The sequence below is a fragment of the Photorhabdus asymbiotica genome (genome assembly GCF_003634575.1).
Taxonomy (GTDB): domain Bacteria; phylum Pseudomonadota; class Gammaproteobacteria; order Enterobacterales; family Enterobacteriaceae; genus Photorhabdus; species Photorhabdus asymbiotica.
In genome coordinates, this window is record NZ_RBLJ01000001.1 from 39,107 (window position 1) to 53,255 (window position 14,149).

Below are 14,149 nucleotides of genomic sequence, written 5' to 3' on the forward strand. Positions count from 1 at the left end.
CAGATCCAGTAACGTATCTATTCAATCCAGTATTAGTTCAATATCTTCAGATTTTAATTGGCTATTATTGGCAATACGATCGATAAGGGTTTCTACAATATAGACGAAAAAAACATTATTACACTTGATATTTTTTATGGTTTTTACAAAGTATTTATTATTATAATTCATATTAACTGATAATAATTACTCTCCTCTGTAAATCATAATATGTCACTATATTAGATCTGAAATAAAGTATTAGGTAATTTATTTAAACTGAGCATGTCACCGAGGTAATTATCGTGGGCATTATTCCTGAGATATTCCTGTATTAGATATCGAAAATATGGTTCGGGTCACAAATCCAGCACTTAAGTGCTGGATTTGACAATTTAGAGGTCAGAGGCCGCCCGTTGAAGCAAGAACTAGACACTGAGCAATCAGCAGTCACCCACTAACGGGAATCCCCCTCCTGAGTCACGAAGTCGAAGGTGGGGGAAGATGTCAACTCTTATATAATCTCAGTGCGTTTCTGATAGAAACTGGCTTGACTGTGAAACATCCGGGCGTATTTTCCGTTCTGTGCGATAAGTTCATCATGCGTTCCTGCTTCAATAAGGCGGCCTTGGTGCAATACGATAATGCGGTCGACGAAGCGCGTTAAAGAAAGGCGATGACTGACAATAACGGTCGTCCGTTGCTTGGCCAGTTTGAGTATAAGCCGCATTATCTCGCCTTCAGACTCCGGATCAAGTGCTGAGGTGGGTTCATCGAAAACAAGCAGGTCGGCCTCATCAATGTGAGCCATCGCCCGCGCGATAGCCAGCCGTTGCCATTGCCCTCCAGATATATCGGCTCCACCTTCTATTTCCGTCGTTAACGGCGTGTCCAGCCGATTTTCAAGAAAATTAAGACCAACCTCCCGCAGATATTCGTTGATAGATTGCGTATCGCGGGTAAAAAGATTACCACTTACGTCAAGTGGAAAACGTGCAAAGTCTTGAAATACACCAATGACGCGTGGAGGAATGTGCGATACCGACCACGTTAGTTCGCCAGTGGTCGGTGCATATAGCCCGCATAGCATTTTGAGCAGGCTTGTTTTTCCAGCGCCATTTTCACCAACGATCGCGATCGTCTGCCCATGTTGAATGTTCAAATCAATTTGCTCCAGCGCAGCACATTCAGCACCTGGATAGCGTAGTTCAACATTCCTCAGCGTTAGACAGGGCATGATCACCGATGATTTGGGCATAGTCTGAGGCTTACGCGTGTCCTCGCAATTTGTCTCCTGTTTAGCCGTATGGATGGAAACCAGGTTGCGATATGGACGTACGGCATATGACACTCGGAGCAGGTCACCGAAATTAAAAATGACCGCTGATAGGCCGTCTTTCAGTTGAACGAGTGCACCAAGCAAAAAGGCGAGCTGAGCAATGCTGAACTTACCTAGCTGAAATCCATCGACAACAACATAAAGCGGTACGCCCAGACAGATGCTCGCGAACAAGGAGGTGAACAACAATTTGATGGCGTTACGTGTACGTACCAGCTTGATATGCTTAAGATAGTTATCATAAAGGGTTTGCCACCGACTCAGCAAATGCGCCTGCATACGATAAAGACGCAGATCTTTAGCAAATTCGGGTTGAGTTAATATTCGCTCCAGAATACGCAGTTCGTTAAATGTCGCTGCATGATGTTCCTGCACATCCCAACTTTCGCTTTCCGTTCGAGCACGGTACATCACGGTAGGCACCATGCCCACCAGCATTAGGAAAGGTATCCACCATGCGACCTGTCCTGTCAGGAAAAGAATCGGAATAATCATCAAAATTCCCGTACATACGGCGTATAAATGTGACACCATTTCACCTAATTCATCGCCGACTTTAGTCGAGAGAATAGCCATTTCACGCAGTTTGGTATCTTCATGAATGGCGAGGCCCGGGAACGTTGCAATGATCTCATTCACCTTACGTTTCAGTAGCATGACTGCTGAGTCTCGCAGTGTATCTACGATAAAGTTTGAGATAGCATTCAGTCCGTCCTGAAAACCACTGAGTATAAAATAGGCAGATACTAATGCGATGACAGCCGCTGCGGCTATATTGGTGGTTAGACTTTCTATGAGATGTGCGTTGATATAAAGTAACGCGCTAGGAATGAGGCCAATGACAAGATTAGAGGCAATAGCAATAGTTAATGCGCGCGGTGCTGCTTGCCATAACAGCGACAATGCGTTGCGGAGGTTTTGTATGTTATCCCAATATTTCATGACGATAGTCTCGGCTCATTTAGTTCACGAAAGTACGCAAGGGTGAAAATTTCAGGTAGTGAATTACAGAAGTTCGCTCCTGCGTAAATTTCATCAGCCAGGCTTCAAGATCTATCACTCCACGTAGGTAATGGTATTCAACACCAAGCTGAGTGTTGGGATCTTCCGTCGCAATGATATAGGCCATCAAATAGCGACGGAATTGGGCCTGATCAATGAACTTCCAACTATCCAAGATCATTGGCCTATCCGTCAAACGCAACATCTCTTTCGCGCTGTTATAAAACATACGACGAGCCATTAATGCATAACTTGTTTTGCTCTGTTTGTCGGTAGCAAAATTGGGTAGTATGTCGGAATAAGCCTTTCTCGCCAGCATCTTTGAAGTTGCATATGGGTTGGCAAGATTGAGACGTTTGTAATCATGGTTTAGATGCGGTGGACAGGACAGCATAAATGCGGTCATCCTCGGATCTAGAAGAGGATGAGAATGTGTGCAGTAAATGTTCAGCGAATCGAAATAAGTGGCTCGAGGAAAAAGTAAAGTTTTAATGTAATCATGGCCAAGATATTTAGCCTGAGAGCACGCTATCTTTATTTTTTGTAATTTAGCTTGTTGGCTCATAGAATTATGCAGCACAGCCCCAAAGTAGTCGGGCAGCCTCTGGTCATTTGACACCTCCTTAATCAATGCCCGTCTTCCCAAATAAGGTGAAAGAGAAGTGAGTATATGGCGAAAGTAGTCCAGAGAAAAAGGACGCACCCGCAGATTCTCGGTGATATATTTATGTAACTCCCCGATTCCGTCGTGTATACGAATCGAATCTAGAATCCATTGATGCATCGATTCTCCAAGAATGATATCTCCGCCTTCTCCCGTCATAATAAGCGATACATTGTTGTGCTGAAAAACGCTAGCTAAAGCCTCCTTGGCAAGTGGGTTAGCGGATGGCTCTGGCCCGTCGACGTAGGCGATTGGATCATCTGGTGCCGGCAAACGAAGAAAATCATCGGCATAGACAATATTGTGAGGAAGGTTGCAGTGATGAACTAGTGCCTCAACAATTTTATCATCTTGACTCATTGCAAGGTCTGCATCTCTGAAGCTCATATTGGCGCAGAACATGGGAGGGCTTTCATTCAATGCGAGGCTTGCGCCGAGGACAGTACTTGAGTCTATTCCTCCGCTTAGTAGAATCCCATCTGCGCCGGCTTTGAGGCGGTCTGCCACACACGTATCAAAGCATTCTCGGAATGCGTGCTGAAAGTTCTCATGATAAGAGAGCGTCTTGCTGTACTGAGAAGCTGCGCTTGTGTTCATTGGTGCCAATTTAAATATCCCATCTGTTCTATTGATCTTCAATACGCTGTTTATCGGCATCTTTCGTATTTCAGCAAAGAAAGTTGCGCCATCGGCCAGTTCGTTTTCTCCTACCATGACGGACTGCGTTAGGAATTCAAAGCATGACTCATGTCTTATGTTGAGCGGCACATGATGAAACAACAGTAACATTCTTAAGTCATTACTAATGACCCACTGTCTATTCTTTCCCTGCCAGTAATAAACCGGATGTGTCGCATAGTGATCGGTCACAGCATGCACATGGCCGGGCTGAATCGATATGTAGCTAAACTCACCTATTACTCTTCCCTGAGATGGATCAAGTATCGGCGCGTTTTGGCGGAATGATGAAATAAGAAGATCGTTGTCCAAATCACGTATCCATCCGCTGTAAGATGAATGAGCAGTAGATATCTCAATGCCAGTCAACTTTCGTTCAGTATCGCAAAGGCGAACATCGGCTTCGATCATTGTTGCCCATTGGTGATCCATCTTCTTCATGCTATCGATTTGGATATCTGTCATGGCATTGAAGAGAGCGTTAACATATGCATCTATATCAATCGTCGTAGCGTTTATTACCACCGACCAAAGTTTCATATTGAAGTTGCCCATTCAGAGATGGCTGTATCTGGACTCATGCGCTGTAACGGACTATATCCGCTTAAGTCTACATGCCCCGGGTTAACAATTTTTGTTTTGAATTTGTCACTGCATAATTCAATCCATGCATGACCGACGATCTTCTCATCTTGTTTTTTGATGCCAATCACCATATCGCTGGGGATGCCGTGTAAAGACGCCAACAATTGAACGACAATACTTGCTGAATAGCATGATGCACTAGTAATTTCTGATGAATCGGCCTGGTAAATAAAATCACAAATTTCCTGAAAATAGGATTGATCGATATGCTTTGCTGCATCAGAGAAATTCCCTCTAACAGTACATGGATATATCGATTTAAAGATACTGAGATAGGCATCTTTGATTGGTTTTTCCAGCAATATGGCTCTTACTAAACTGTGTATTAGAAATATATATGCGTTGTTACTCTTCATAAAGTACACCCAGATCCAGTAACGTAGCTATTCCATCCAATATTAGTTCAATATCTTCAGATTTTAATTGGCTATTATTGGCAATATGATCGATAAGGGTTTCTACATACAGGCCATTCGGTGCATCTTGGAAAACACCCATAATATCGGCAGCCACCCCAGACACACCAAAATACTCTCCTTTGGTTTCGCTATATATTATTGCCTCACCGTCCAACGAAATGTATTCAAGAGGTTTTTTCGAATAAATGAGTTTTGGATATCTTTGCATTACGTATTTTACATACCTATTAAGAGACATTAAGTTGAGAAGAAAAAGCACGCACCTAAAAAACTTAGATACGTGCCAAATACCATTATCTTCCGCCGCCTTTCACACCGCGTCCAAAGACACCATCACCGGGGCGGGACTTTTTAGATAGAATGACTGCCAGAAATGATCCATAAGAAACTATTTTTGTCGGTTTAATCATTTTTTAACCTCTTTACGTTAAAATTAAAAAAATATTTTTTCGCTTTAGCATAAAAATAGTTTACTGAATATTTAATTAAGGCTCGTTTCTTGTACGCGGGTATAATAAACTAAGAGAATGCATAGAAGCTATTTGCTTTTACACTATAACGGGTAATTATGTAAAGTAAAAAATTCACATAATAGAGATAAAAATACAAATTAAAATAGAAATCATGATATTACAGTTCTAATAACCAATACACACCAAGTAATTGGCCCACAAAAATATAGACGAAAAAAACATTATTACACTTGATATTTTTTTATGGTTTTTACAAAGTATTTATTATTATAACTCATATTAACTGATAATAATTACTCTCCTCTGTAAATCATAATATGTCACTATACCCAATAGATTTCAAGATGCATCGCGACGGCCAGGGAGCGAATCCCCGGGAGCATAGAGAACTATGTGACTGGGGTGAGTGAGTGCAGCCAACAAAGAGGCAACTTGAAAGATAACAGGTATATATTAGATCTGAAATAAAGTATTAGGTAATTTATTTAAACTGAGCATGTCACCGAGGTAATTATCGTGGGCATTATTCCTGAGATATTCCTGTATTAGATATCGAAAATATGGTTCGGGTCACAAATCCAGCATTTAAGTGCTGGATTTGACAATTTAGAGGTCAGGGGACCACTCGGTGAAGCCCCACGTCCTAGTAAATTTTCTTAATATTTTCAACTGTATGCTGCCATGAACTCCAACAAATGCAAGATGGTTATCCTTTCTCATGCACCACTCGAATCCTCCAGATTGACGTTTAATCACAACCATATCCTCCCATTTTTTCTGGTACTGAGCTTGACAGACAAGTATCTCGTGAGCGTTGTAGCCAAGGTAAGCCCCGTGCTTATTTACAGGGGATGCCCGGCAAATAAAACCAAGGTAGTCCCCATTTCCCCTTTCAACACACTCAAATTGTTGTAGTGGTTCAGTGCTCTCCCATATTGCCAATGACACGCTTCCCGGCACTGCATGAAATTTACTAGCTACCGTTACAGCCGTCGCGTAATTACCCGCTGGATACGGATGAATAATATAAGTTTTTCCTGGGATCGGAGTATCGTTGCCTGTAAGTATTCCCATAATCATTCCTCGTTAGTTTATACCCTTCATCCTTCAAGTTGCTGCTTTGTTGGCTACCCCAGTCACAGAGTTATTTACGCTCCTAGGGATTCGTTCACTTGCCGTCGCGCTGCAACTCGAAATCTATTGGGTATATATAGTATTCATTGCATTCATTTTAATTATTGTGTTTTTTTAATGAATTAAAATAATAATAAACATCAGTATTCTGATATATAAATATCTAAAAAATTCATAATATATTCCTTTAATTTCCTCATCGTTTACGAATTACTTTTAAAATATTTTCGTTCCCTAATGAAAACTATGAATTTCGATACAGGGATATCATAACTTTTATTGTTTATTTTAATATTCAAGGGCTTTTTATGGCGTATGGCGAAAAAATCTTTATATGTTTTTCAATGAGTCCTAATGTATTGGGTTATTTCTGAAGTCTGTTGAGTTACTTATTTTTCATTATAAATTTCCATTTTCCTATTCTGCACGAACTAAAAACAATTTCATCTGAAATACATTACATCACTTTATTATTCTCATTGATGAGTTTCCAGGGCATTTTAGCCTTCAAATCACTACCGTCTTGCAACCAACTTACCTTGTATCCTGTTTGAGCTATACTTCATAAAAATAGATTGCATGCGATCTATTCGTATGACACCATTGTGTCATTATAGCTCCTTAAGCTGAAGCAAAGATGGCGTCTGATTAACCAAACCGAGTCATGGAGTTTAAAATGAACGTTTCACAGCAGATACCTGCGCCTAATAATTATAGTGAAGAGAGAAACCGGTATTCAGTATTACTTCCTTTGTGTGCTGCGGGAATCATCATCCCTATCGTATTCACAGGGCCTGCAATTGCTACGCCTATGATTGCTCTCGAACTTGGTGGTTCTTCGATTGAATTGGGCGGAATTGTTAACGCTTATAACGTTGCTTTTGGTAGTTGTGTGATGGCTGGTGGAACATTGGCTGATCGGTTTGGTCGTAAGCGTTGTTTTTTAAGTGGATTAATCTTGTTTTTTATCACTTCACTTCTTATTGGCTTCGCTCCCGATATTATTTCACTCAATATACTCCGGGGTATAGAAGGAATCGCCGGCGCTTTGACCCTGACGAGTTCATCAGCTCTGATAGCGCAAGAATTTGATGAACATTTACGATTGCGAGCGTTTAGCTTCCTTGGTACCTCCTTTGGTATTGGATTAGCATTCGGCCCTATGCTTGTGGGGACGATGATAGCTAACTTTGGTTGGCGATCGCTCTTTTTCTTTATCGCTTTGGTATCACTGCTTGTCCTTTTGTTCAGTGCCAAAAAGGTAAATGAATCAAAAGATCCTGAAGCGAAAAGTATAGATTGGCCGGGCATCATTCTTTTTACACTTGCCTTGAGTACATTAACGTTGGGAATTGTTTTTGCACCAGAAAGAGGATGGACTGATATTTATATTATTGGATTGTTCCTTACGAGTGCTTTGCTTTTAGTTGTTTTTGTTATAGCGGAAGTTAAGTCTCGATATGCAATGCTTGATTTAAGTCTATTCCGCTATCCGCGATTTATTGGCGTGCAATTATTGCCTATTTCAACAGGATTCTGTTTTGTCGCGTTGTTAGTTTCTCTGCCAATCTGGTTCATCGGTATTCAAGGTTTTAATGAGGGGCGAGTAGGTCTTGCAATTCTCCCACTGACAGCGCCGATGCTGGTTGTTCCTTTCATTGCTGGGTATCTCTCAAAATATGTCTCCCCCGGGCTGATTTGTAGCATCGGGTTGTTGGTTGCCGCTGTTGGCGGATGTTGGTTAGCTTTCAGCCTCCAAGTTGACGGAAATATAAATTCTTTAGTTGGTCCTTTATTAATGATCGGTATTGGTAGTGGATTGCCGTGGGGACTCATGGATGGTTTATCTATGAGTGTAGTACCTAAAGAACGCGCAGGCATGGCAGCAGGCATATTTACGACTATGCGTGTATCTGGGGAAGCTTTGGCTATCGCTATCATTGGTGCTTTGCTGGCAGCGAAGACATCGGCCATTCTGGTTTCCGCCAAAGCAGATCATGCTTTTTCAAATATAGTCTCCAGCGAATGGGGAGGAAAGATCGCGAGTGGCCAAATGTCATCCATACTTGAATCGGTCACTGATGCTGATAGGGCAAGTTTGGGCCACTGGCTTGCGACAATATATCAAAATTCCTTCGGTTCAATTTTGTTGATAATCGCAGCATTAACAGCGTTGAGCGCGTTAGCTTGTGCATTATTGCTACGACGTGAAAAGCAAAATTCAATTCGCTAATACATAATTTTAATAAATTGACTTGCAAAAGCGAGGTATCTGATGGATTTGCAGCTAACAGGAAAACGAGCTTTGGTGACGGGAAGCAATAGTGGAATTGGTAGAGCGATAGCAATTTCCTTAGCAAATGAAGGCGTGCAGGTTGTTGTACATGGACGAAGGAAAAAGGAAACCGAAGAAGTGATGCAGGAAATACTTGATTATGGTGGACAAGCGTGCATGGTTATTGGCGATCTGACTGATGATGATCAGGCTCAGAATGTTGTCCGGGTGGCTCAAGTTGCATTTGGCGGAATCGATATATTAGTTGCAAATGCTGGCGCTTTTCCGCCAACGCCAATCCTGGAAAGTACGGCTCAGGATTGGTTAAATCTTTACGATCAAAACGTAGGTTCTATCATTCGTTTACTTCGTTTTATCGTTCCTTCAATGGTTGAAAATGGATGGGGGAGAGTGATTACTTTAGGGAGTATTGCCGCATCCCGTCCCTTTGCTTCTTTCGGTGCTTATGCGACAACAAAATCGGCCTGTGTGAGCCTTGCTGTCACCATTGCAAAAGAGTTTGCTGGTACAGGCGTGACTTCCAATTGTATTAGTCCAGGTGATGTGATTACTCCAGCAGCAGAACAGCATTGGCGAACCGTAGCTAAACGCAATGATTGGTCAGATGAGTGGGAAAAGATTGAATCTCATGTGGCTACCAATATTTCACCGACTTTGGTAGGGCGATTGGGCCGCCCAGAAGAAATTGCTGATTTAGTGACTTTTTTGGCAAGCCCGAAATCTAATTATATCAATGGCTCTAATTTTAGGATCGACGGAGGTTTTTTAGCGAGTACGGCTTAATTCGATAGATATATACCCAATAGATTTCAAGATGCATCGCGACGGCAAGGGAGCGAATCCCCGGGAGCATAGATAACTCTGTGACCGGGGTGAGTGAGTGCAGCCAACAAAGAGGCAACTTGAAAGATAACAGGTATATACCCTATGGTAGAGGGATATTATGGATACACATTACGCTGCATTGTTTGCGCCAATGTCATTTGGCTCTCAGATGTTGAAAAATCGAATTGTCATGTCGCCAATGACACGGCAATTATCTCCCAATGGTATTCCAGGGCAGGTAAATGCTGCATATTATCGACGACGTGCCGAGGGAGGTGTTGGTTTAATTATTACCGAGGGAGTATGTATTCCACATATCGCAGCAAATGGTTACGCTGATGTTCCAGTAATGTATGGAGATGAAGCTCTTAACGGATGGAAAACAGTTGTAAAGCAAGTCCATGAATATGGTGCGTTGATAATTCCCCAACTTTGGCATGTTGGTCCAATGCGTAGACCGGGTATTGGGCCAGATCCTTTAGTGCCTGGATATGGCCCGATGACCATAAGCGATGGCGGCCAGACAATCGTGAAAGGTATCGATGAGAAAGATATCAAAGATATTATTGATGCGTATGTTCAGGCGGCTAAGAATGCATTGGATATTGGCTTTGATGGTATTGAGATCCATGGGGCACATGAGTATTTGTTAGATAGTTTTATTTGGCAGGTGACAAATCAGCGTACAGATAAATATGGAGGAACCTTTAATAATCGTATTCGTCTTGCATCTGAGGTTGTCAGCGCGATACGGAAAGCCACTACTCCAGAATTTCCTATCGTATTCAGGTTTTCACAGTGGAAAATACGAGACTATGGCGCCAAAATAATCGAAACACCCGATCAGTTAGAGAAATTTGTGACAACGCTAGTTAAAGCCGGTGTAGATATATTTGATGTTAGTACCCGCCGTTTTTGGGAACCAGCATTTGAAGGAAGCCCAGACAGCCTGGCAGTTTGGACCAGACGTTTAAGCGGCAAGCCTACCATTATGGTAGGTAGCGTTGGCTTGGATAAAGCCTATGCGATCGCTCAGTTGCGTGGAGATGAGAAACCAGATGCAGGGAGAGCTGATTTAGCGCCGGCAATAGAATTGTTAGCATCAGGTTCAGTTGATTTAGTTGCTTTAGGGCGAATGTTATTAGCTGATCCAGAATGGCCTACAAAAGTTTATGAAGGGAGACTGTCGGAAATTCTTCCTTTTAATAAATCGTCAATGACGACGCGTCTTTGATGTTATTTACATATACCCTTCATCCTTCAAGTTGCTGCTTTGTTGGCTGCGTTCACTTACCGCCGCGCTGCAATTTGAAATCTACTGGGTATATTACTTATATTTAATATTTAATCTGACAGCTACCGATTATTTGTCTGGTGTCTGTCAGATGAATTTTCGTATCTGATTGTCAATCCCAAATTATAAAAAGCTATTTTAGCGAGTTTTGATTTATCAATGTGTGAGAAAGCGCACTCCAATATTCGCTTTTTTCTCTATTAAATAAAGAATTATTCTCTAGAGTGGCAGATAAATCCAGATCCTGGAGAAAGTCTTCTAAATCTGTTATCGATGCGAATGTCATAATCGAGATGGCATCTATATCTTTTGCTATCGGATGGAAAAACTTCTCTCCTACCGTAATGGGACCAATATTATGTAGCTGAATGTAACGTTGGACAAACTTTTGCGTTGAAGGTTGAGAGATTATTTGTTTGGCATATTTGTATAACAGAATTTCATGAAAATCACTGCGATTTAATTCCGTTGCACGTTGGTGAATATTGACTAAAAGGATAGGGTCGCTACGTATTTTGCCCGGAATTAAAACATGTTGACGACAAAGTACTGGACAGAGTTCTCGAAAGATCACTTGATCTTCTGGCAGGATAGCTCTACTGATTTCTGGGTGTTCGAATAAAGAATACAAGTTATCTCTATTTGGGAAGCTTAAATACGCCATGCCATCCCATTGTGGCCGACGATGGACAGGAATATGCCCTATGATGGTATTAAACAAATGCCCGTCTTTATCAAGTGGTGGCTTATAAGGAAGAGGGTTGATGCTTGAAGGCCCAGATGAGAATCGATGGATTTGATCGTAACGTAATAATGTATATTCCCCACCGGCTTCCCGTGGTAGGGCATGAATAAATCTAGGGCCATGGACTTTACGCCAATATTCAGCCCATTTTTCGAAAGCTAAATTAGCATCCTTTTCAAATGCATTTATCACTAAAGACGGCTCTACTAAAGGATTGCCCTGTACGTCAAGCATTTGATTTGGATCTTTACGACGTTCTGTTAACGAAGAGCTGTCAGCTCTGGAAAGCAATGTGCAAAGTACGGTTGTCTGAGGTGTCGATGATGAACTCACTGGCGGAACGCTAATGCAATCAGTCATATGTTACTTCCTTAGCTAAGCGCTGGTGCAATATTAGTGCATTACAAACGTTCGACGTGTCCGATAAGTCTGTGAGGGACAGTGAACCTAATAATGGTATCATGCGATTAGTAAGCATGTAATGATATTTTTATGCTGGCATGCATTCACTTGCCGCCGCGCTGCAACTCGAAATCTATTGGGTATATAACGAATAGCAATGTTATAGCTGTTTATATTTACATTAAAATTTAAAGAATATGTTTGCTTATTACACGCAAACGATCTAAATTCAAAAAAGAAATAATCCCGTTCAGTTCTCATCAATCGTTTCTGTTCTCGCGTCATTCCGGAGAGCTAAAAAAATGCATCAACCTCCAAGTTTGGATTACAAAAAACCTTTGGATATCAACTTATCAGTGCCAAGGAAGGTTCCCGTAGTGATTGTGGGAGCTGGATTAGTAGGATTGACTTTGGCATTAGATCTCGCTCGTAGAGGTGTGCCAAGTGTCGTGCTTGAAACACGACAGGTATTAACTGAAGGCTCTCGAGCGATTGTCTTTGCTCAGCGTTCTTTAGAAATACTTCAGCGGTTAGGGTTAGGGGAACGATTGGCTGAAAAAGGCGTCAATTGGAGTTTATCCAGGGTTTATCATGGGGAACGAGAGTCTTTCAGTTTCGATTTTAAAACTGAGCCTTATTTTGGTTGCCCTGCGTTCTTGAATATTCAACAGACTTATATAGAACAATGGTTAATTGAGGATTGTTTAGCCAGTGAGTGGGTTGATTTACGCTGTTTGAACACGGTTTCCGCGTTAGAGTCGAATAGTGTTGGTGCTTCGGTGATGGTCACCTGTCCAGATGGTTCGTATCAACTTGATTGTGATTGGCTCATCGCATGTGATGGCGCGCGATCGTTTGTGCGTAATACGCTGAATTTACCGTTAATTGGTAGGCACTTTGATGATCATTTTTTGATTGTTGATGTCGAGATGAAACCGGACTTTCCGGCAGAGCGTCGTTTCTGGTTCGATCCACCGTTTCACCCAGGACATTCGGTTCTTTTACATAAACAACCTGATAACTTGTGGCGCGTTGATTTTCAATTGGGGGTAGAAGCAGACCCAGTATTTGAGAGACATCCGGCAAGAGTTACCGAACGTTTAAAGGCGATGCTAGATCCGAAAATAGCTTTCAAGATTGACTGGATAAGCATATATACCTTTCGATGCAGGCGATTAGAGAACTTTGTTCATTCGCGGGTAGTATTCGCTGGCGATAGTGCTCACGAAGTTAGCCCTTTTGGAGGAAGGGGGGGAAATGGAGGAATTCAGGATGCAGACAATTTGGCCTGGAAACTCTGTGCTGTTGTAAAACATGGGGCATCATCAAAACTGTTGCAGTCCTATAACGAAGAACGAATTCACGCTGCCGATGAGAATATTATGAATTCGACTCGCAGTGCCCAATTCATCACCCCGCCGAATCACGCAATAGAGACTCTTCGTCGAGCAAGTCTTGTTTTGTCCGAAACAACGGCAATGGGACGTACCTTTGTAAACTCTGGGCGTTTATCCAGTCCCGCTCGTTTAAATGGGATTGGGCAATTTTTGTATGACACCTCGGTAAAAGGAAAGGTAAAGCCCGGAGATGTCGCGCTGGATGCCCCGGTAAAAAATGGAGATGAGAGTAGTTGGTTATTGCACTTCATCGGTAGAAAAGGGTTCACACTTCTATGCTATCGACAGAGTTCTAATTATGACGGAGGAGTAAATCATCTAGAAGATATCAGTAGTCCCTATCCATTAGAAATCATTACAGTAGTGCCGGCTACAGTAGAACAACTTGCTGTAACCTCAATTGATGTCACTTTGGTAGATCACTATGGTTTGGTTGCTAAGCGTTATGATTTGGCTGGTGGATCAGTCGTGTTATTTAGACCTGATCAACATGTGTTAGAGATATTTTCCTCATTTAACCGTGATGACATTGAAAGGACGCTTGCTTATTCCATACCAATAGCTACCCATGCCGAGAGCAAAATATAATGAAATCGTACAATCACTTTTTGGCAGAATCATTAATTACCTATAGCCACTTAACAGACCCAGATGCCTGTTATGAAATGATAACAGAGGCATGTCAAGAGCTGGGGGATGAACTAGGGAATCTATTTTACGCTCAATTAGTTTTATTACTCGTTAATCATATCGGTGATTCTAATATCTTACGAGAAGCGATAACTGTTACACGTAAGGGGCTGATGACAGCCGCCAATTAAATCGCGTAATAACCTTTAAAAATTTATATTTGAGGG

General features: G+C 41.8%; 13 protein-coding genes. 6 read left to right on the top strand and 7 right to left on the bottom strand.

What is annotated here, in order from left to right:
• Positions 1-493: 493 nt before the first annotated feature.
• The 6 genes from BDD30_RS00140 to BDD30_RS00160 all read right to left on the bottom strand — a co-directional run bounded on the left by BDD30_RS00140 (position 494) and on the right by BDD30_RS00160 (position 6,273).
• Positions 494-2,260, bottom strand: a complete 1,767-nt coding sequence (locus BDD30_RS00140; RefSeq protein ID WP_015834399.1) for an ATP-binding cassette domain-containing protein — start codon at positions 2,258-2,260, stop codon at positions 494-496.
• A gap of 19 nt (positions 2,261-2,279) precedes the next feature.
• A complete protein-coding gene (locus BDD30_RS00145) occupies positions 2,280-4,202 on the bottom strand; it encodes an asparagine synthase-related protein (RefSeq protein ID WP_041381870.1) in 1,923 nt (640 codons plus the stop codon).
• Positions 4,199-4,663 (bottom strand): lasso peptide biosynthesis B2 protein, encoded by a 465-nt coding sequence (locus tag BDD30_RS00150; protein ID WP_041381869.1) that lies wholly within the window; start codon positions 4,661-4,663, stop codon positions 4,199-4,201. The genes BDD30_RS00145 and BDD30_RS00150 overlap by 4 nt, the downstream gene beginning before the upstream one ends.
• Positions 4,653-4,829: a hypothetical protein gene (locus BDD30_RS23320; protein ID WP_158307064.1), complete on the bottom strand. Its 177-nt coding sequence runs from the start codon at positions 4,827-4,829 to the stop codon at positions 4,653-4,655. Before BDD30_RS23320 ends, BDD30_RS00150 begins: the two co-directional genes overlap by 11 nt.
• A gap of 190 nt (positions 4,830-5,019) precedes the next feature.
• Positions 5,020-5,136, bottom strand: a complete 117-nt coding sequence (locus BDD30_RS24910; RefSeq protein WP_015834396.1) for a lariocidin family lasso peptide — start codon at positions 5,134-5,136, stop codon at positions 5,020-5,022.
• 669 nt (positions 5,137-5,805) lie between these two features.
• Positions 5,806-6,273, bottom strand: a complete 468-nt coding sequence (locus BDD30_RS00160; RefSeq protein WP_231849130.1) for a hypothetical protein — start codon at positions 6,271-6,273, stop codon at positions 5,806-5,808.
• 736 nt (positions 6,274-7,009) lie between these two features.
• Between BDD30_RS00160 and BDD30_RS00165 the strand changes: the two genes are divergently transcribed.
• The 4 genes from BDD30_RS00165 (at position 7,010) to BDD30_RS00175 (ending at position 10,688) form a co-directional block, all read left to right on the top strand.
• Positions 7,010-8,566 carry an MFS transporter gene (locus BDD30_RS00165; RefSeq protein ID WP_041381868.1) on the top strand — a complete coding sequence of 519 codons (1,557 nt, stop codon included), beginning with the start codon at positions 7,010-7,012 and terminating at the stop codon, positions 8,564-8,566.
• A 42-nt stretch (positions 8,567-8,608) separates the two neighbouring features.
• Positions 8,609-9,412, top strand: a complete 804-nt coding sequence (locus tag BDD30_RS00170; protein ID WP_015834393.1) for an SDR family NAD(P)-dependent oxidoreductase — start codon at positions 8,609-8,611, stop codon at positions 9,410-9,412.
• 80 nt (positions 9,413-9,492) lie between these two features.
• Complete coding sequence (locus BDD30_RS23325) at positions 9,493-9,630, top strand: hypothetical protein (protein ID WP_170152929.1); 138 nt, start codon at positions 9,493-9,495, stop codon at positions 9,628-9,630.
• Entirely contained in the window at positions 9,573-10,688 is a 1,116-nt protein-coding gene (locus BDD30_RS00175) for an NADH:flavin oxidoreductase (protein ID WP_015834392.1), read from the top strand. Before BDD30_RS23325 ends, BDD30_RS00175 begins: the two co-directional genes overlap by 58 nt.
• A gap of 193 nt (positions 10,689-10,881) precedes the next feature.
• On the opposite strand, the gene BDD30_RS00180 is transcribed toward BDD30_RS00175, so the two are convergent.
• The gene (locus BDD30_RS00180; RefSeq protein ID WP_015834391.1) at positions 10,882-11,853 is read right to left on the bottom strand and encodes an EthD domain-containing protein; all 972 of its coding nucleotides are present in this window, start codon (positions 11,851-11,853) and stop codon (positions 10,882-10,884) included.
• Positions 11,854-12,197: 344 nt separating this feature from the next.
• Here BDD30_RS00180 and BDD30_RS00185 point away from each other — a divergent pair, with 344 nt between their 5' ends.
• On the top strand, positions 12,198-13,880 hold the full coding sequence (locus BDD30_RS00185; RefSeq protein WP_015834390.1) for an FAD-dependent monooxygenase: 1,683 nt from the start codon (positions 12,198-12,200) through the stop codon (positions 13,878-13,880).
• Positions 13,880-14,113: a DUF2783 domain-containing protein gene (locus BDD30_RS00190; RefSeq protein WP_015834389.1), complete on the top strand. Its 234-nt coding sequence runs from the start codon at positions 13,880-13,882 to the stop codon at positions 14,111-14,113. Before BDD30_RS00185 ends, BDD30_RS00190 begins: the two co-directional genes overlap by 1 nt.
• The last annotated feature ends 36 nt before the right edge of the window (positions 14,114-14,149 follow it).